This window comes from Rhodococcus sp. ACPA4, from assembly GCF_002300185.1.
GTDB classification, from domain to species: domain Bacteria; phylum Actinomycetota; class Actinomycetes; order Mycobacteriales; family Mycobacteriaceae; genus Rhodococcus_F; species Rhodococcus_F globerula.
Genome location: NZ_NSDY01000001.1, coordinates 198,651 through 216,862, shown reverse-complemented (window position 1 = coordinate 216,862; position 18,212 = coordinate 198,651). Strand labels below are relative to the sequence as shown.

The following is an 18,212-nucleotide window of genomic DNA, read 5'->3' as shown; positions in this document are numbered from 1 at the left end:
CGGTTTATACGACCGCTAGCGACGGGATTTTGTCCAGCGCCTCGGTTCACCGCGATACCGGGCCCTGTCGCCGGCGATTCCGAACTTCTTCCAAGCCCGTCGCGAGACGGGATTCATCAGCCCCAACTCGTCTGCCAATGCGCGCATTTCACCGAAGTAGTTACCCAGGATTCGGCGCGACGTAGGACTGTCCCAAAATGCTTCCCGGATCACCGAGTCGGGAATGTCGAACTTTTCCGCAAACTCCTTCGGCGGTGCCATGATTTCGCCGGACAGCCAACGCATCGCGCCGGGGAAGGCGACAGACGTCATCGCGCGGCCGAACGGGCTCAGTCTCGGAACATGCGTGCGCAGGAAATCGTGCGCGAAGGAAATGTGCCTGGCCTCTTCCGCGATGTGAATCTCCATGGTGCGCAACATCACCGGGACGGTGTCCTTGCCTTCGCGGATGAGATCCTTCTGGAAGTGATCAATCGGTTCCTCACCGGCCAGGATGCCGATGAAGAAGATGACCGGGAACCTAGCGCCCAGCAAGCCGACATACGGAGACATTCGGCGAAACAGCGGGCGCATCCCCGGCACGTCGACGCCAACCCGATTGACGAATTCCTGGAACATCTGAATGTGATTGCACTCTTCGGTCATCTCGTGCAGGCAGTACCGAAACTCCGGGGATTGGTTCGGCAGCGCCATGATGTAGTCCATCATTCCGCGAATCAGGATGCTCTCGAACGCCGAACCCACCTTGGTGACGTTGGCCTGGCGCCACTTCCCCATCGCGATGCGACGCTCGAGGGACTGCTCCTGATACCAACTCGTGGCACCGAGCGGATCGGATATCGACGACAGCACCCACCGGGGGTCGTCGGGATCGATCGCGTATTCCGGTGCATCCCAATCGATGTCGAGATAGGGGTCGAACCTCCTGTGCACCGAGCCGTCGGACAGCGTCGCCAGCAACTCGCGGTACGACTGGTCCATGGTGATCGATGTCGACCTGGCCATCGGTGTCTCCTCACAGTGCCTGTAACTCGATGTGGCTCAACTTAGTGCTACGGCGAGTCTCACACAACCCCTCTTGGTGTCGACGCGGTAAGCGAGCATGGTTTCTGTACAGTGAACACGCACTCCAGCAGGCCGAAACAGCTGCTCACTACACACAAACCGTGCTCACTTCAGCTCATTCATCGCCTCTTCCCGAATACGCGGAAACTGCTCACCCATGGCGGCAGCAAGAGCATTGGCACCCGACAGCGGCCGGACCATCACCGTGAACTCGTCGATCAGCCCGTCGTCGTCGAAATGCAGAAAGTCGCAACCGTTTACGAGCTTGCCGTCCACTGTTGCCTCGAAGACCAAGGCATGATCGCGACCGTCTGCCGACTCGATCTCGCGCACATACCGGAAATCCTCGAACACCCGCATCACACCGCGCAGGATCGACGCCGTGATCGCCTTGCCGGGATACGGCATGAAGGCAACAGGACTGGTGAAGACCACGTTGTCAGCGAGCAGCGCCTCCATGGCGTCGGTATCGCGCGCTTCGACAGCACTTCGGAAGGACTTCATGGTGACTCCTCGTCATGGGGTTGTTCGGCGGGGTTGTTCGGCGGCCAAGTAATCATGCGCGCTGCGACGCCCACCCACGCAGCAATCGAAGACCGTCGTTCAGCCCTATCGCACGCGTCACTCGACCGAGGACAATGGAACGTACGCCGAAGGGGGTCACATCATGAACGAAAAGCACTGGTCGGTGGATATCACCATCGACGAACACACATCCGACACGGCAAACCGAACTCGCGCGATTGCCCGACTGCGGGCGCAGGAAGACACGCACTTCGCAGGAGCTGGTTTCGCGCGCTGCAATCCCGCCGACCGAGACGTACCCGAGATCGGTGACGAACTTGCGGTCGCGCGCGCTTTGGCCGACCTTTCTCGTCAATTGATCGAGGCCACAACTTCTGATCTCGCAAGCGCTACGCACGAAACAATTCGGCTGACGTCCTGACGCTGCTGCGCGAGCGGCTAGTCCGGGAGCAGCGGCACCGAAACGTCGGGATCGCGGCCGATCAGCACTGCCCGCGTGAGCGCCCCCGAGCCGAACTTCTTCCGCACACTGTCCATCGCGGAGTCGAGGGCCGCGGTATCCGGCCCGCCGTCGAAGGACAGTTCCAATTGCTCCGCGCCGCTTCGGTCCAGATTGGATACGGCAACACCGATCAGCGTGATGCCTTTGTCGGCGATGAGTGGCGCCGCATCGCTCAGCAGCGCCATCGCCGCATTCAACAGATCTGTGGTTTCCGCCGTCGAACGGCGCAGCGTGTGAGAACGGGTTGCCCGCGTGAAATCGCCGAAACGCAGCCGGAGTGTGACGGTGCGGCCGGTTTGTTGCGCGGAGCGCATGCGGCGCGACACCCGATCGACCAGCGACATCAACGACACCTCGAGTTCGGATCGTGAGTGCACACCTCGACCTAATGCGTGCTGAGCGCCCATCGAGCTTCGGCCGCCGTACGCACGCACCGGCCGCGGATCCCGGTTGTGCGAGAGCGCGTACAGGTGTCGGCCGGCGCCGCGACCCAGAATCGACACGATGGACGACTCGTCATGCCGCGCGATGTCCCCCACCGTCGCGATGTCGAAATTCCGCAGCTTCTGCGCCGTGATCTTTCCGACGCCCCACAGCCTTTCCACGGGCAGCGGATGCAGGAATTCACGCTCACCGTCCGGTGGCACCAGCAGCAATCCGTCGGGTTTGGCATAGGCACTGGCGACCTTGGCCAGGAACTTCGTGCGGGCAATGCCGACGGTGATGGGGAGGCCAACCTGCTCGGCCACGTCTCGTCTGAGGTTGGCGCCGATCTGCAGTGGCGTGCCGACAATGCGTGCCAGTCCCCCGACTTCCAGGAAGGCTTCGTCGATCGAGATCCCCTCTACTAGCGGCGATGTGTCATGAAAGACCTCGAATACGTCCTTGCTCGCCTGTGAGTACGCGTCCATGCGCGGCGGAACGACAATTGCCTGCGGACACAACGTACGCGCCTGACCACCACTCATTGCGGTCCGGACCCCGAACGCTTTGGCCTCGTAGCTGGCCGCCAGCACCACACCCCCGCCCACGATGACGGGTCGCCCGATCAAACCAGGATCGTCTCGCTGTTCGACGGAGGCGTAGAACGAGTCGAGATCGGCATGCAGGATCGTGGCGCCACCGGACCGGTGATCGCCGCGAGCATCTGACGACATCGACACGAACAGATGTTCGCACAGGCCACCGACACACTTCGCCCTCTTCCACGGGGAAGCGCTGAGGCGCACGATTAAGTGGTGAACGACATCGCCGGAACTTCGACGCCAATGGCCTCGTGGCAGGTACACCAGCCTGGGCCGGTCCGAACGCACCCATTGGTCGAGGTTCAGCAATCGCGGCCGGTGCCTACCTCGGGCGAATTACTGGTCCGGGTTCTCGCCTGCGGAGTGTGTCGCACCGACCTGCATATTGCCGAAGGCGAACTGCCCGTACATCGCGCAAATGTGGTTCCCGGCCACGAAATTGTCGGTGTGGTCGAAGAGGTCGGTACGGCGGTCGAGGACTTCTCCCCTGGCGATCGCGTCGGAATTCCGTGGCTGCATTCCACGTGCGGCGCGTGCGAGTACTGCTTGCGCGGCCGGGAGAACCTGTGCCCGAACTCCACGTACACGGGCTGGGACATCGACGGCGGCTACGCCGAATATGCCGTGGCGACAGCCGAATTCGCGTTGCGCTTGCCGGACGGGTACAGCAATGCCGAAACCGCACTGCTGCTGTGCGCCGGCATCATCGGATTTCGGGCACTTCAGCGCGCCGAGGTCCCCGATGGTGGGCGACTGGGGATTTACGGTTTCGGCGGGAGCGCACACATTGCCGCGCAAGTCGCGATTGCGCGGGGCGCAGAAGTCCACGTCATGACGCGCAGCGAATCGGCGCGCGCACTGGCCTCTCAGCTCGGCGCGGCCTCGGTGCAGGGTAGCCGCGACCGTCCACCCACTCCGCTGGATTCAGCCATCCTCTTTGCTCCCGCCGGAGATCTGGTTCCGACTGCACTCACCGCGCTGAACCGTGGCGGAATCCTGTCGATCGCCGGGATACACCTCTCCGACATACCGAGCCTGAACTATCGGCACCACTTGTTCTACGAGCGCGAAATTCGTTCGGTCACCGCAAACACACGGCGCGATGCTCGGGAGTTCCTCGCGTTTGCCGGCGAGCACCACCTCGAAATCACCGCCAACACGTATCCACTAGCCGATGCGAATCGGGCCTTGGTCGACCTGGCCGAGGACCGAATTACCGGCGCTGCCGTCTTACTGCCTCAACTTGTCGACTCAGGAGGACGAGCATGAATGCACCAATTGTCGTGGGAGTGGACGGTTCGACGCGCTCGTTGGACGCGGTTCGCTGGGCGTCGCACGAGGCAGTTCTCCGCCGGCGGCCTCTTCATATCGTTGCCGCGATCCGCGGCGAACCGAGCACGTACGGAAACGCTTTCACTCTCGCTGCGCCGCAGTTTGCCGCGAAGCGCCGGGAAGGAAAACTCAGACTGTCCCGTGGCCGAGCGGCGGCGCTGCCTGCAACAGGTGACGGCCCGGTTGTCACCGAACATCTCGGTTTCGGTCACCCCGTCGACATTTTGCTCGAACAATCAGCGGACTCCGCAATGCTGGTCGTAGGCTCGCGTGGCCTCGGCCGGTGGGCTGACGGGATCCTCGGTTCCGTCAGTACCGCGATCGTCTTGCACGCCCGGTGTCCGGTGGCCGTGATCCGAGAACTACCCTCGGAGGACGAACCGGCGCGAGGCCGTCCCGTTGTTGTCGGCGTCGACGGCAGCGAACACAGCGAACCTGCACTGGCCCAAGCCTTCGAAACGGCTTCGCTGCACGGCGTCGAACTTGTTGCCGTCCACGCTTGGAGCGATTCTCACCTGTCCACAGCATTCCGCACCGATCCCGACGGCGAGTCTCTCGACTGGGATGCCGTCGCTATTGCCGAGCACGCAGTTCTCGCCGAACGGCTTGCCGGATGGAAGGACCAGTATCCCGACGTCGTCGTTCGTCGAGTTGTGGTGCACGACAACCCTGCTCAAGAGCTAATCACCGAGTCGAAGTCTGCGCAATTGGTTGTTGTCGGCCGACGGGGACGCGGCGGTTTCAAGTCCATGTTGCTGGGCTCGACAAGTCGAAACCTCTTACACCGAGCGCTGTGTCCACTGCTGATCGTCACGCACCCCTGAGCCGACACCACCCGAATTCTCACACCACCGAGCTCTCACACCACGAAGCGGTAACCCATCCCCGCTTCCGTGATCAGGTGCTTGGGGTGAGCCGGGTCGTCTTCGAGTTTGCGACGCAGTTGAGCCAGATATACCCGCAGGTAGTGGGTCTCTGTGTCGTAGGCCGGTCCCCACACCTCACGGAGAAGTTCCTTCTGCCCGACCAACTTTCCGCGGTTGCGCACCAGCATCTCGAGCATTCCCCACTCGGTGGGCGTCAGATGTACCTGCTCGCCGCGCCGACTGACCGTCTTCGCCGACAAATCGACGGTGAACGAGGCCGTCTCCACCGACGGTTCCGACGTGTCGGTTGCCGATACTCCTCGCCGCGCTGCCGCGCGCACTCTCGCCAGGAATTCGTCCATCCCGAACGGCTTGGTGACGTAATCGTCCGCACCGGCGTCCAACGCTTCGACCTTGTCTGCCGAGTCGGTGCGTGCCGACAACACGATGACCGGTGCGGTACACCAGCCACGCAGTCCGGCAAGCACTTCGGTGCCGTCCATGTCCGGCAGACCGAGGTCGAGAATCACCACGTCCGGCGGCCGTTCCGCTGCAGCGCGCAGCGCCCCTGCTCCGGTGGACGCCGTCACCACGTCGTATCCACGCACAGTGAGGTTGATGCGTAGTGCCCGCAAGATCTGCGGTTCGTCGTCGACAACCAGTATCCGGCTCATGACTCGCTTCCATTCGTTCCTGCACCGGCCAGTTCGACCATCATCGTCAACCCACCGCCCGGAGTGTCGGTGGCACTGACCGTTCCGCCCATCGCGTCGACAAATCCGCGAACCACGGACAGTCCGAGCCCGACGCCGCCCGTGTTGTCGCGATCCCCCATTCGCTGAAACGGCTGGAACATCGATTCGGCTTCGCCGCGGGGTACACCGGGGCCGGTATCTGCGACGGTGATGACGGTGCGGTCTCCGACGCGTGCTGCTCCCACCCGCACCGGAGTTCTGCCGCCGTACCGCAAAGCGTTGTCGACGAGGTTGGCGATCACTCTCTCGAGCAAACCCTGATCGGCTTGCACGGCAACAGTACCCACGTCGACGATCACACTGTGGGATCGGGAGTCCGACCGGCCGCCGATGCCCAATCCGAGCAGCGCCCGGTGAACAACTTCGTCGAGGTATACCGCCCGCAACGTCGGCTTGACCACTCCCGCAGCCAGTCTGGACGAATCGAGCAGGTTGCCGACCAGAGCGGTCAACTGATCCGCCGACTCCTCGATGGTGGCCAGTAGTTCTGCCGTGTCCTCGGGTGAGAACTCGATGTCGTCGCTGCGCAAGCTCGACACAGCAGCCTTGACGCCGGCAAGAGGTGTCCGAAGGTCATGGCTCACAGCCGAAAGCAACGCTCGGCGCAGTTGATCGGCCTCGGTCAGTGCTGCCGCTTTGCTCGCTTCGACCGTGAGCTTGTCCTGACGGATCATGCCGACCGCCTGGTGCGCGACAACGGTCAGCACCCGTCGATCACGCGCACTCAGCTCCGGCCCCGATAGCAGTAGCGCGTATTCGCCGTCGTTGACCTCGCACACGGTATCCGCGTCAGCCTCACGTGCCGGCGGTTCGGCGCCCACCGCAGCGACTACGCCGTCCTCATGATGCACCACCGAAACCCCACGTTGACGGTAGATTTCGCGAGCTTTCTCGAGCAGCGTGGACAGGTCAGCGCCGCGGAGAACCGACCCCGCAAACAGTGTCAGAAGTTCCGCTTCCTCCGAAGCGCGCTTCGCTTCCCGCGCTTTTTTGGCGGCCGCATCCACCAGAACAGCCACTGCCACAGCCACTATCAGCAGAACGACCGTCGTGATGAAGTTGTCGGGTTCGGCAATCGTGAAGCTGTATTTGGGGTCGGTGAAGAAGTAATTGAGCAGTAGTCCCGATATCAGAGCAGACACCATGGCCGGCCCAACACCACCGAGTAGCGCGACCAGAACCACCACCACGAAGAACAACGCGTTTTCGCCCTGCACACCGGAGATCCGGTCGATCAGACCCATGAGTCCGGCTGCGGCCGTCGGAACCACCACTGCCGCAATCCACGACAGCAAGCGGCGCTCGGATCGGCCGAACAACGAGATCCGACGGCGGACGGTCGCTTCCTCGTGGGTGACCATGTGCACGTCGATGCCGCCGGACTGCTGAACGACCGCCGCGCCGATCCCCTCGTCGAGAATTCGGGCCAACCGCGACCGCCGCGACGTCCCCAAGACCAACTGCGTGGCGTTCTCCTCACGCGCGAACTCGAGGAGCGTCGACGGTACGTCGTCGCCGACCACGGTGTGCAGAGTTGCGCCCACCCCGGTTGCCAGTGCGCGCACCTTTCCCATCTCCGGTGCCGAGACACCGGTGAGGCCGTCGCCGCGAACGACGTGCACCACCATGAGTTCGGCACTCGACTTGGAGGCGATCCGAGAAGCGCGTCGTACCAGGGTTTCCGACTCCGGTCCCCCGGTCACCGCAACCACAACGCGCTCGCGCGCTTCCCAGGTGTCGGTGATCTTGTTCTCGGCCCGGTACTTCGCCAGCGCCGCGTCCACCTGATCGGCTACCCACAGAAGCGCCAACTCGCGTAGCGCGGTGAGGTTTCCGCGCCGGAAGTAGTTTCCGAGGGCCGCGTCGACTCGTTCGGGGGCATAGACATTTCCGTGGGACAGTCTGCGTCGCAATGCTTCCGGAGTGATGTCGACCAACTCGACCTGCGCCGCACCGCGCACAATTTCATCCGGAACCGTTTCCTGCTGTGTCACTCCCGTGATGTGCGCGACTACGTCGTTGAGGCTTTCGAGGTGTTGCACGTTGACGGTCGAGAGGACGTCGATTCCGGCGTCCAACAACTCCTGCACGTCCTGCCACCGCTTGTGATTCTTACTTCCCGGTGTGTTGGTGTGCGCCAATTCGTCTACCAGCACCAAGGCGGGGCGACGGGCGAGCACCGCCTCGACATCAAGTTCCGGCATCCGTGTGCCCCGATATTCGACCAGCTTGGGCGCGATGATCTCGAGGTCGCCGATCTGCTCGGCGGTGCGGGCGCGGCCGTGTGATTCCACAACGGCCGCGACCACATCAGTTCCACGGGCCCGGCGGCGATGAGCCTCACCGAGCATCGCAAAGGTCTTTCCGACGCCTGGCGCTGCGCCGAGGTAGATGCGCAGTTCACCTCGTTTGCGCGTACCGACCTTCTCAGAAGAACTCACGTGACAATCATCCACCAGCAGTCGACGTGGCACACGTAGGCGCCGTCAAACCGAGAGCAAGATTCAGTTCGAGGACGTTGACGCGCTCCTCACCGAGGAAGCCCAACTGCCGCCCGTCGGTGTGCTCGCTCACCAATTCCCGTACCGCGTCTTCGGATATCCCGTTGGTCGAGGCAACCCGGGGCACCTGCAGCAGCGCGTAAGCCGGGCTGATGTGCGGATCGATGCCCGAGCCCGAACCGGTGACGGCGTCAACGGGGACGGACGACGGGTCTACGCCCTCGCGATCCGCGATGGCGGCCCGACGCTCGGCGATGAAGTCGGCAAGAATCTCACTGCTAGGCCCCTGGTTCAAGGGCAACGCAGCGGCGGGATCACCCGTTGCAAAGGGGTCCTCGTCCGCAACCGAGCCCACAACCCGGTTGTGGAAGAACGGGTCGCGCGCTCCCTCCGGCACCTGCGGATCGACGCCTACCCAAGCACTTCCGACTACGCACCCGGCCGCATCGGTCACTGGTGATCCTTCAGCGGAACCGGAACTGATCCGGCCAACTCCCCAGACCGCGGCGGGATAGATCACGCCGAGAATCACGGTGAGCGACAGCAGCACCAGAAGGCCCGCCCACACCTGTTTGGCAAAACCGATAGTGAAACGCATGGCAGGTCACCCAATCCCGGGAATCAAACGAACAACAAGATCGATCAGCCAGATACCGATGAACGGCGTGATCACACCGCCGAGTCCGTACACCAGCAGATTTCGGCCGAGCAGCGCCGATGCCGTCGACGGCCGGTATCGAACGCCCTTCAGGGACAGTGGAATCAGCGCGATGATGACGAGCGCATTGAAGATCACGGCCGAGACGATTGCCGACTCGGGAGTGGCCAGTCGCATGATGTTCAGCGCATCCAACTGCGGGTAGATACCACTGAACAGCGCCGGCAGAATGGCAAAGTACTTCGCGAGGTCGTTTGCCAGCGAGAACGTGGTCAACGCGCCGCGAGTGATGAGCAACTGCTTGCCGATCTCGACGATCTCGATCAACTTGGTGGGATCGGAATCAAGATCCACCATGTTCCCGGCCTCTTTGGCCGCCGAGGTACCGGTGTTCATCGCGACGCCGACGTCCGATTGCGCCAGTGCGGGAGCGTCATTGGTACCGTCGCCGGTCATCGCCACGAGGCGACCACCCTCCTGTTCCTTTCGGATCAGGGCAAGCTTGTCTTCCGGCGTTGCTTCCGCCATGAAGTCGTCCACACCAGCTTCGTCCGCAATGGCCTTGGCGGTCAACGGATTGTCTCCGGTGATCATGATCGTGCGGATTCCCATGGCGCGCAGTTCCGCAAACCGCTCTGCCATACCGGGCTTGACGACGTCCGAGAGTGCGATGACGCCCAGAACCGACGCTTTCTCACCCTCTGCGACAGCCACAACAAGTGGTGTACCGCCCGCCTGGGCTATCTCGCCCACGGAATCGGTGACGGCAACATCGACTGTTCCGCCGTTTCGCGCAATCCAGCCCAGGACGGCATCGGCCGCGCCTTTGCGGATCTCGCGACCAGGCAGGTCCAGTCCGCTCATACGCGTCTGCGCTGTGAACGGAACGAACTCTGCCCGGTTCTCGTCCGCTGTCGGTTCGGTTCCCAGGCCGAACTGTGCGGCGCACAGTTCGACAATGCTGCGTCCCTCGGGAGTTCCGTCCGCAAGGCTCGACAACCGCGCTGCGGCAGCAAGTTCGAGCGCCGAGACACCCGGAGCGGGATGCAGCGCCGTGGCCCGGCGATTACCGAAGGTGATGGTTCCGGTCTTGTCCATCAACAGCGTGTCGATATCCCCGGCAGCTTCGACGGCGCGTCCCGACATCGCAAGCACGTTGCGCTGCACCAGACGATCCATCCCGGCGATGCCGATAGCGGACAGCAGTGCGCCGATCGTAGTCGGGATCAGGCACACCAGAAGGGCGATCAATTTGATCGGATCCTGCTCGTGGCCGGCGTACAACCCCATCGGACCGATCGCAACGACCGCGAGCAGGAAGATCACCGTGAGCGACGCAAGCAGGATGTTGAGCGCAATCTCGTTCGGTGTCTTCTGACGCGAAGCGCCCTCGACCAACGCAATCATCCGGTCCACGAACGACTGGCCCGGTGCCGCCGTGATCTCTACGACGATGCGGTCGGAGAGTACCGTCGTACCACCGGTGACGGCGCACCGGTCACCGCCCGATTCGCGGACCACCGGCGCGGATTCGCCGGTGATGGCGGACTCGTCGACGGACGCGATGCCTTCGACGACATCGCCGTCGCCCGGTATGACCTCACCCGCCACCACGATCACCCGGTCGCCGACAACGAGGTCGGTACCGGACACCATCTCGATGGCACCACTCTGCGTGATGCGATGGGCAGTAGTGTCCTGCTTCACCTTTCGCAGACTGGCGGCCTGCGCCTTACCGCGCCCCTCGGCCACGGATTCGGCGAGGTTGGCAAAGATCACCGTGAACCAGAGCCACAGTGTGATCACCCAAGAGAAGACGGACGGTTCGGCAATCGCCATGACCGTCGTGATGACGGAGCCGACGAACACTACGAACATCACCGGATTGCGGGCGAGATGCCGCGGGTCGAGCTTGCGTACGGCGCCCGGTAGTGCAGTGATCATCTGCCGCGGGTTGAACGCGCCGGCCTTGACGTGGTGGGAATGGACGGCGCCGTCGACGCTGTCCACCGCCACAGGTTTTTCTTCGGTATTGAGGGTCGCTTCGGTATTCATGGTCATTGGAGCGCCTCCGCGATAGGGCCCAGTGCGAGGGCCGGGAAGAATGTGAGTGCGGCAACCAACACAACGGTGCCGGTGAGGAGTCCGGTGAACATCGGCCCCGACGTGGGCAGGGTACCGACGGTGGGCGCCACCTTCTTCTGCGACGCCAATGATCCGGCCAATGCGAGCACAAAGATGATGGGCAGGAAGCGGCCGAACAGCATGGCGATACCGAGCGAGGACTGGAACCAGTCGCTCGTGACGGTCAAACCGCCGAATGCGCTGCCGTTGTTGTTCGACGCCGACGCGAAGGCGTACAGCACTTCACTGAAGCCGTGGATGGACCCCGGCGAACCCGGATCTCCGCCGTTTCCTTGATATCCCAAGGTCGACCCGAGAATCACTGTGATGCCGGTGCCGATCAACACCAGCGCAGGCATCACCAGAATCGAGAGCGCTGCCAGGGTGATTTCACGTCGGCCGAGTTTCTTACCGAGGTACTCGGGCGTGCGGCCAACCAGGAGTCCGCCGACAAACACCGCGATCAGCGCGAGGACCAAGATGCCGTACAGACCGGTTCCGACTCCGCCGGGAGCGATTTCTCCGAGCAGCATATTGAGTAGGACCGCACCGCCGCCCAAGGGAGACATACTGTCGTGTGCGGAGTTGACTGCGCCGGTGGATGTTCCGGTGGTGCTCACCGCGAACAATGCCGATCCGGGAATCCCGAAGCGAACTTCCTTACCTTCCATCATCGAACCTGCTGCGGTTGCGGCGACACCGCGGGCACCGGATTCAGCGGCCAATGTGACGGCCAGCAATCCGCTCCACAACAGACCCATCACAGCGAGCAGCGTCAGCCCTTGACGGCGGTCACTGACCATCGTTCCGAAAGTCCTTGTCAGACACACCGGAATCAGCAGTATCGCCAGAATCTCGACGATGTTGCTGAGCGGCGTCGGATTCTCGAACGGATGGGCGGAGTTAGCAGCAAGGATTCCGCCGCCGTTGGTTCCGAGTTCCTTGATCGCTTCCTGCGACGCCACCGGTGCGAGGGCATTGGTGACGGCATTTCCGTCGAGACCCGTCGACGCAAATCCGCTGTGGAACGACTGAATCACGCCCTGACTCAACAGGATCAGTGCGATCACAAACGAGAACGGCAACAGGATACGAAGGCATCCTCGCGTGAGGTCTACCCAGAAGTTCCCGATCTCACCGCCCCTCGCTACTCGGACGAAGCCGCGAACGAGCGCAATCGCCACCGCCATACCTACAGCTGCCGATACGAAGTTCTGAACAGCCAAACCCAACGGCTGAACGACATTGCTCATCGTCGTTTCCGGAGTGTATGACTGCCAGTTCGTATTGGCCACAAAGGAAATCGCCGTATTGAACGCCACCGCCGGGCTCACCCCTGACAGCCCGTCACTGAGCGGCAATACACCTTGGATCCGCTGAAGGAAGTAGAGCAGCAACGCACTCGCGAGCGAGAATCCCAGCACACTGGCGGCGTAGCCGTACCACGTCTGCTCAGCCCGTGAATCGATCCGGCCGACTCGGTAGATGACGCTCTCCACCCGCAGATCACGGGTCGAGGTGTACACCCGAGCCATGTAATCGCCGACCGGAACGTACGCGATCGCCAACACAATCAGAACAAACGCAATCTGCAGTCCGGCTGCCAGAGCGGGCGACATCAGAACCTCTCAGGATCTACGAGCGCAACAAGGAGATAAACAACCAGAGCCGCGGCCACGGCAATCAGCACGACGCTGACAACACCGGCGACCGTCATTTGGGAGCGCTCGCTTGTAAGGCGCGAAGAACCAGTGCGCACACGAGAAAACCACCAAGAATCAGAGCAACGTAGGCCAAGTCGGCCATGAGCTTCCCTCTTCGACATCAAAAACCGTGCTGCAGTTCATCGCAGCCATGACGCACCAGGAGCGCTCTCCCAGCTTCGACCTGAAAATGCCGGCTTTGACGCTCTCTGACGATCCGTTTACACAGCGAACAACCGTCTTGACGGAATCTTGACGCGCCACCCACCGTCGTCAATACTGAAACGCGTTGCTGATCGGTCGCTCCATAAGTTCCGAATAAAGGAGTTCAATGCCGCCGAGACCGCATACGGAACTGCGCGATGCCCCTACCTTGATCGATCAGGTAGCCGGTCTGACGTCGGGCGCCACGTCGTCCGTAACGGCCACGACCGAGACACTCGACCGCATCGACGCAGCGCAGTCGACTCTCAATGCATTCAAGATCGTTCGCCGCCAGAAAGCACTCGAGGAAGCCGCCGACGCAGACCGCCGGCTTGCCCGCGGTGAGCGACTCCCGCTCCTGGGCGTACCCATCGCGGTCAAGGACGATGTCGACATCACCGGCGAGCCCACCGCATTCGGTTGCCCCGGCGACTTCCCCGTCAAGACGGAAGATTCCGAGATGGTTCGACGGTTACGCGCCGCCGGCGCTGTCATCGTCGGAAAGACCAACAGCCCTGAACTAGGCCAGTGGCCGCTCACCAGCGGTAGCGCCTTCGGATACACCCGCAATCCATGGTCACGTGAGCACACTCCCGGCGGTTCGTCCGGCGGTACCGCAGCCGCGGTTGCGGCCGGATTGGTCAGCGCCGGAATCGGTTCCGACGGAGCCGGGTCGATCCGGATACCGGCGGCCTGGACCAATCTGGTCGGCATCAAACCACAGCGTGGCCGCATCTCCACGTGGCCCGACGCCGAAGCGTTCTACGGCCTGACCGTCAACGGACCGCTTGCCCGCACGGTCGCCGACGCAGCCCTTCTCCTCGACGTAGCAGCCGGAAACCATGACGGCGACCTACACACGCCGACGCCACTCACGGTCAGCGACGCGGTCGGCCGCGATCCCGGAAGGCTGAACATTGCTCTCTCCCTGCGTAATCCGTTCACCGCTACACCAGTCACACTCGATCCCGAAGTGCGAAGGGCTGTATATGCCGTCGCCGACACGCTGCGCAGCCTCGGCCATCGCGTCGTCGTGGACGATCCCGCCTACGGACTGATCTTCGGCCTCAACTTCCTGCCACGCTCACTCGTCGGGGTACACGATTGGCTCGGGCGCCTCCCCGACCCGGCGCTCGCAGACCCGAGAACTCGCGGAAATGCACAGAGCGGCAAGCTACTTCGCGGGGCACCGTTGCGTGCCGCTCGGGCGGCCGAGCCGAGAATGCGCAGGCGCATCGGCGCAATCTTCGACAAGTACGACGTCGTCCTTGCGCCAACCACGGCAACTCCGCCGATCCCGGTCACCGCTATCGACGGTATCGGCGGCTGGGAAACCGACAAGGTGATGACTGCGGCGTGCCCGTATGCCTGGCCATGGAATGTCCTCGGGTGGCCCTCGATCAATATTCCCGCGGGATTCAGCAGCGCCGGACTGCCGATCGGAGCACAATTGATGGGTAGCGAGAGCACTGAGCCGTTGCTGGTTTCGCTCGCCTCGCAATTGGAGTCGGTGCTCCGCTGGGATCAGAGTCGTCCTCAACAGTGGTGGTGAGCCCAAATGGCCGCAGTAGACATCCGAACAAGCATCCTCGACGCGGTACTTCACATCGTTGCCACCGAAGGTATCTCCGGTGTGAGTAACCGTCGCATTGCATCCGACGCCGGGGTGTCACTGGGTTCCGTCACGTATCACTTTCCGAGCCAGTCGGACATGCTCCGGGCCGCACTGTCCCGGTTTGCCGCCGAGGAGACTGCCCGCATTCTCGACCTCGTCGAGCAGTACCGCGACCAGGATTTGAGCGCGGAGGATGCGGCGGCCGCCACGGAGAGCATCGCGGAGGACATCGCTTTTGTGGTCGAGCGGATCGCACCGTTCGAAATGTTCGTCGCCGCAGGCCGCGATCACGAACTTCACCAGATTGCCGCGGAGTGTTTTGCGGCGTACGACTCTTTGGGAGTCGCAGTCCTGACCGCGCTCGGGGCACCTGATCCGGAATCCGTCGCGTCCTACCTCGTCGCGATGATCGTGGGCCTACAACTGCGCCGCCTGGCAACAGGTATCGACAACGCGGATGTTGCGTCGTCGATCCTGTTGGTACTCAAAGGGGCTGCGCCCTAGAACCCGAGCCGGCCCAACTGCTTGGGGTCGCGCTGCCAGTCCTTGGCAACCTTGACGTGCAACTCCAGGAAGATCCGCACACCGAGGAGCTTCTCGATCTGCAGACGCGCGCTGGTGCCGACTTCCCGTAGGCGCGCTCCGCCCTTGCCGATGACGATGCCCTTCTGGCTGGGCCGCTCGACATAGAGCAAAGCGTGGACGTCGAGCATCTCGCCCTGCTTCTCGGTGCGTCCTTCACGCGGAATGACCTCTTCGATCACGACGGCGAGGGAGTGCGGCAATTCCTCGCCCAGACCCTCGAGCGCGGCCTCACGGATGAGTTCGGCCATGAGTACCTCTTCGGGCTCATCCGTCAATTCACCGTCGGGGTAGAAGGCCGGACCCTCGTCCATCAGACCGGACAGCACGTCGACCAGTATCTCGACCTGCTCACCCGACTGGGCGGACACAGGCACAACTTCGCACTCGGGTCCGAGCAGGGTGGACAGTGCTAGCAACTGCTTGCCGACGGCGTCGCGGCTGACCTTGTCGATCTTGGTGACGATGCCGACCAGCGTCGTCTTCGGCGCCATCTGGCGGACCTGCTGCACGATCCAGCGGTCGCCGGGGCCGATGGGCTCGTCAGCCGGAATGCACAGGCAAATGACGTCGACCTCGGAGTACGTATCGCGAACCAGGTCGTTGAGGCGCTGGCCGAGCAGGGTGCGCGGCTTGTGCAAACCCGGGGTGTCCACCAGGATCAGCTGGGAATTCTCGCGGTGCACGATGCCGCGGATCGTGTGGCGCGTCGTCTGCGGACGCGAGGACGTGATGGCGATCTTGCTGCCGACCAACGCGTTGGTCAACGTGGACTTACCCGTATTGGGCCGGCCGACGAAACACACGAACCCCGACCGGAATTCCTTCTTACTCATACCTACTCCTCGTAGAACGTCTCGCTCAGTCATCGTTGTCTTCTGCCGCATCGTCTTCCGAGCGAGGCGCACGCTGCACAAAAACCGTGCTGATGCGCACACGTCCACGGCCGGTGTTCGTTCCCTCACCGCGCAGGATCAAACCGTCGTACTCCACCTCGGATCCGGGTAGCGGCACCCGGCCGAGCACGTAACCGATCAAACCGCCGACGGTCTCGACTTCGTCGTTCTCGAGTTCCAGATCGAACAGTTCGCCGAGGTCCTCGATGGGCAGGCGCGCCGAGACGCGGAACATCCCGTCACCAAGATCTTCGACGGGTGGTGTCTCGTCTTCGTCGTACTCGTCCGCGATCTCGCCGACGATTTCCTCGATGACGTCCTCGATGGTCGCGAGGCCGGCAATTCCGCCGTACTCGTCGACGAGGATCGCCATGTGGTTGCGGTCGCGCTGCATTTCGGCGAGCAGGCTGTCGAGTGGCTTTGAATCCGGAACGAATACCGCCGGACGCATCACCTCACAGACATTGACGCTGCGGCCGCCGTCGGGCAGGTGATAGGTCTGTTTCACCAGATCTTTCAGGTACACGACACCAAGAACGTCGTCGACGTTCTCACCGATCACCGGTAGGCGCGAGTGTCCGCTGCGCACTGCCAACGATGTTGCCTGTCCGGCGCTCTTGTCGTTCTCGATCCACACCATGTCGGTGCGCGGCACCATGACCTCGCGGGCGGACGTGTCGCCGAGATCGAACACGGACTGGATCATGCGACGCTCTTCGTCGTCCACGACGCCGCGAGCCTGTGCCATGTCGACCAGTTCACGCAGTTCGATTTCCGACGCGAACGGGCCGTTCCGGAAACCTTTACCCGGCGTCAGCGCATTACCCAGAAGAATGAGGATGCGACTGACCGGCCCGAGAAGAACACCGATCCACAACAGCGGCAACGACGCCGTCAGAGCAATCGAGTACGCATGTTGACGACCGAGCGTCCTCGGCCCGACACCGATCACCACGTACGAGACCAGCACCATGACAGCCGCCGTGGTTGTCAGAGCCCAGCCCATCGACATCACATCGATGAGTGCGCCTGCCAACACGACTGTTGCGGTGATCTCGCACAAAATGCGAAGCAACACCATGAGATTCACGTATCGCGGACGATCGGTCAGAATGCGTTGCACGCGCTCAGCGCCTGCTCGCTCCTCTTTTGCCATCTCGTCGATGCGTGCCGACGATATTGTGTTGAGCGCCGAATCCACGGCGGCGAAGAGTCCACCGACCGGGACCAGAGCAACGGCTAGTACCAACAGCGCGATTGCGCTACTCACTACAGATCCCCCGGCTGTTCGATTATCGGTCTGCGCCGTCGACGAACCCGGTCTTGCCGAGCAGTTTCTGATCTCGCTCCGCCAGCGCGGCCTCGCGTTCGATCCGACGCAAATCCTCGTACCACTCTTCGAGGAGACTGTTCTGCAGTCCGAACATCTCCTTCTCCTCTTCCGGCTCCGCGTGGTCGTAGCCGAGGAGGTGCAGCACCCCGTGGACCGTCAGCAACGCAAGCTCGTGGGCCAGTGAATGCCCGGCCTTGTCTGCCTGATCGGCCGCAAACGACGGGCACAGGACGATGTCGCCGAGCATCGACGGTCCGGGTTCCGGGGAGTCGGGGCGTCCGCCTGGCTCCAGTTCGTCCATCGGGAAGGACATGACGTCGGTCGGACCCGGAAGATCCATCCACCGGACGTGCAGATCTGCCATCGTCGCGGAGTCGACGAGAACCATCGACAGCTCGGCCGCCGGATGGACATCCATCCGTGCGATCACGAAACGGGCGACACTGATCAACTCCGGTTCGGAGATGTCCATGCCCGATTCGTTCGAGACCTCGATGCTCATGTGCGACGCTCTTTCCTGGGAAAA

General features: G+C 62.7%; 17 protein-coding genes. 5 read left to right on the top strand and 12 right to left on the bottom strand.

From position 1 onward, the window contains the following. Positions 1-15: 15 nt before the first annotated feature. Positions 16-1,005 carry an AurF N-oxygenase family protein gene (locus tag CJ178_RS00950; RefSeq protein WP_045067005.1) on the bottom strand — a complete coding sequence of 330 codons (990 nt, stop codon included), beginning with the start codon at positions 1,003-1,005 and terminating at the stop codon, positions 16-18. A 165-nt stretch (positions 1,006-1,170) separates the two neighbouring features. Beyond that, positions 1,171-1,569, bottom strand: coding sequence for a nuclear transport factor 2 family protein (locus tag CJ178_RS00945; RefSeq protein WP_033233015.1), 399 nt, complete (start codon positions 1,567-1,569; stop codon positions 1,171-1,173). 163 nt (positions 1,570-1,732) lie between these two features. On the opposite strand from CJ178_RS00945, the gene CJ178_RS00940 reads away from it, so the two are divergent. After that, on the top strand, positions 1,733-2,011 hold the full coding sequence (locus tag CJ178_RS00940; RefSeq protein WP_092808655.1) for a DUF1876 domain-containing protein: 279 nt from the start codon (positions 1,733-1,735) through the stop codon (positions 2,009-2,011). Between the two features lie 17 nt (positions 2,012-2,028). Here the strand turns inward: CJ178_RS00940 and dinB are convergent, their stop codons facing one another. Continuing rightward, on the bottom strand, positions 2,029-3,249 hold the full coding sequence (gene dinB / locus CJ178_RS00935; protein ID WP_095887778.1) for a DNA polymerase IV: 1,221 nt from the start codon (positions 3,247-3,249) through the stop codon (positions 2,029-2,031). A gap of 111 nt (positions 3,250-3,360) precedes the next feature. Here dinB and CJ178_RS00930 point away from each other — a divergent pair, with 111 nt between their 5' ends. Both CJ178_RS00930 and CJ178_RS00925 read left to right on the top strand, forming a co-directional pair. Beyond that, on the top strand, positions 3,361-4,386 hold the full coding sequence (locus tag CJ178_RS00930) for a zinc-dependent alcohol dehydrogenase family protein (RefSeq protein ID WP_033233183.1): 1,026 nt from the start codon (positions 3,361-3,363) through the stop codon (positions 4,384-4,386). Beyond that, positions 4,383-5,273: a universal stress protein gene (locus tag CJ178_RS00925; RefSeq protein ID WP_045067003.1), complete on the top strand. Its 891-nt coding sequence runs from the start codon at positions 4,383-4,385 to the stop codon at positions 5,271-5,273. Before CJ178_RS00930 ends, CJ178_RS00925 begins: the two co-directional genes overlap by 4 nt. A gap of 35 nt (positions 5,274-5,308) precedes the next feature. On the opposite strand, the gene CJ178_RS00920 is transcribed toward CJ178_RS00925, so the two are convergent. The 6 genes from CJ178_RS00920 to kdpF all read right to left on the bottom strand — a co-directional run bounded on the left by CJ178_RS00920 (position 5,309) and on the right by kdpF (position 13,070). Further along, complete coding sequence (locus CJ178_RS00920) at positions 5,309-5,989, bottom strand: response regulator (RefSeq protein WP_033233006.1); 681 nt, start codon at positions 5,987-5,989, stop codon at positions 5,309-5,311. Continuing rightward, positions 5,986-8,511: a sensor histidine kinase gene (locus CJ178_RS00915; RefSeq protein WP_095885924.1), complete on the bottom strand. Its 2,526-nt coding sequence runs from the start codon at positions 8,509-8,511 to the stop codon at positions 5,986-5,988. The genes CJ178_RS00920 and CJ178_RS00915 overlap by 4 nt, the downstream gene beginning before the upstream one ends. A 7-nt stretch (positions 8,512-8,518) precedes the next feature. After that, complete coding sequence (locus CJ178_RS00910) at positions 8,519-9,169, bottom strand: potassium-transporting ATPase subunit C (protein WP_045067001.1); 651 nt, start codon at positions 9,167-9,169, stop codon at positions 8,519-8,521. Between the two features lie 6 nt (positions 9,170-9,175). Next, positions 9,176-11,173, bottom strand: a complete 1,998-nt coding sequence (kdpB, locus tag CJ178_RS00905; RefSeq protein WP_230590070.1) for a potassium-transporting ATPase subunit KdpB — start codon at positions 11,171-11,173, stop codon at positions 9,176-9,178. Between the two features lie 113 nt (positions 11,174-11,286). Further along, complete coding sequence (gene kdpA / locus CJ178_RS00900) at positions 11,287-12,972, bottom strand: potassium-transporting ATPase subunit KdpA (protein ID WP_045066999.1); 1,686 nt, start codon at positions 12,970-12,972, stop codon at positions 11,287-11,289. Continuing rightward, a complete protein-coding gene (kdpF, locus tag CJ178_RS00895; RefSeq protein ID WP_033232997.1) occupies positions 12,972-13,070 on the bottom strand; it encodes a K(+)-transporting ATPase subunit F in 99 nt (32 codons plus the stop codon). Before kdpF ends, kdpA begins: the two co-directional genes overlap by 1 nt. 317 nt (positions 13,071-13,387) lie before the next feature. Here kdpF and CJ178_RS00890 point away from each other — a divergent pair, with 317 nt between their 5' ends. Continuing rightward, positions 13,388-14,812, top strand: a complete 1,425-nt coding sequence (locus tag CJ178_RS00890) for an amidase (RefSeq protein WP_033232995.1) — start codon at positions 13,388-13,390, stop codon at positions 14,810-14,812. 6 nt (positions 14,813-14,818) lie between these two features. Beyond that, entirely contained in the window at positions 14,819-15,379 is a 561-nt protein-coding gene (locus CJ178_RS00885; protein ID WP_095885923.1) for a TetR/AcrR family transcriptional regulator, read from the top strand. Here CJ178_RS00885 and era read toward each other — a convergent pair. Genes era through ybeY form a run of 3 tightly spaced genes read right to left on the bottom strand, consistent with a single transcriptional unit; the run spans position 15,376 to position 18,188 of the window. Further along, on the bottom strand, positions 15,376-16,293 hold the full coding sequence (gene era / locus CJ178_RS00880) for a GTPase Era (RefSeq protein WP_033232991.1): 918 nt from the start codon (positions 16,291-16,293) through the stop codon (positions 15,376-15,378). The two genes, CJ178_RS00885 and era, sit on opposite strands and share 4 nt — an antisense overlap. 25 nt (positions 16,294-16,318) lie before the next feature. Beyond that, on the bottom strand, positions 16,319-17,623 hold the full coding sequence (locus CJ178_RS00875) for a hemolysin family protein (RefSeq protein WP_033232990.1): 1,305 nt from the start codon (positions 17,621-17,623) through the stop codon (positions 16,319-16,321). A gap of 22 nt (positions 17,624-17,645) precedes the next feature. Next, positions 17,646-18,188, bottom strand: a complete 543-nt coding sequence (gene ybeY / locus CJ178_RS00870; protein ID WP_033232989.1) for an rRNA maturation RNase YbeY — start codon at positions 18,186-18,188, stop codon at positions 17,646-17,648. Between the last annotated feature and the right edge of the window lie 24 nt (positions 18,189-18,212).

Bases quoted from the DNA above. Each gene is read 5' to 3' on its own strand.
- CJ178_RS00950 (WP_045067005.1), bottom strand. From the start codon at position 1,005: ATGGCCAGGTCGACATCGATCACCATGGACCAGTCGTACCGCGAGTTG.
- CJ178_RS00945 (WP_033233015.1), bottom strand. From the start codon at position 1,569: ATGAAGTCCTTCCGAAGTGCTGTCGAAGCGCGCGATACCGACGCCATG.
- CJ178_RS00940 (WP_092808655.1), top strand. From the start codon at position 1,733: ATGAACGAAAAGCACTGGTCGGTGGATATCACCATCGACGAACACACA.
- dinB (WP_095887778.1), bottom strand. From the start codon at position 3,249: ATGTCGTCAGATGCTCGCGGCGATCACCGGTCCGGTGGCGCCACGATC.
- CJ178_RS00930 (WP_033233183.1), top strand. From the start codon at position 3,361: ATGGCCTCGTGGCAGGTACACCAGCCTGGGCCGGTCCGAACGCACCCA.
- CJ178_RS00925 (WP_045067003.1), top strand. From the start codon at position 4,383: ATGAATGCACCAATTGTCGTGGGAGTGGACGGTTCGACGCGCTCGTTG.
- CJ178_RS00920 (WP_033233006.1), bottom strand. From the start codon at position 5,989: ATGAGCCGGATACTGGTTGTCGACGACGAACCGCAGATCTTGCGGGCA.
- CJ178_RS00910 (WP_045067001.1), bottom strand. From the start codon at position 9,169: ATGCGTTTCACTATCGGTTTTGCCAAACAGGTGTGGGCGGGCCTTCTG.
- kdpB (WP_230590070.1), bottom strand. From the start codon at position 11,173: ATGATCACTGCACTACCGGGCGCCGTACGCAAGCTCGACCCGCGGCAT.
- kdpA (WP_045066999.1), bottom strand. From the start codon at position 12,972: ATGTCGCCCGCTCTGGCAGCCGGACTGCAGATTGCGTTTGTTCTGATT.
- kdpF (WP_033232997.1), bottom strand. From the start codon at position 13,070: ATGACGGTCGCCGGTGTTGTCAGCGTCGTGCTGATTGCCGTGGCCGCG.
- CJ178_RS00890 (WP_033232995.1), top strand. From the start codon at position 13,388: ATGCCGCCGAGACCGCATACGGAACTGCGCGATGCCCCTACCTTGATC.
- CJ178_RS00885 (WP_095885923.1), top strand. From the start codon at position 14,819: ATGGCCGCAGTAGACATCCGAACAAGCATCCTCGACGCGGTACTTCAC.
- era (WP_033232991.1), bottom strand. From the start codon at position 16,293: ATGAGTAAGAAGGAATTCCGGTCGGGGTTCGTGTGTTTCGTCGGCCGG.
- ybeY (WP_033232989.1), bottom strand. From the start codon at position 18,188: ATGAGCATCGAGGTCTCGAACGAATCGGGCATGGACATCTCCGAACCG.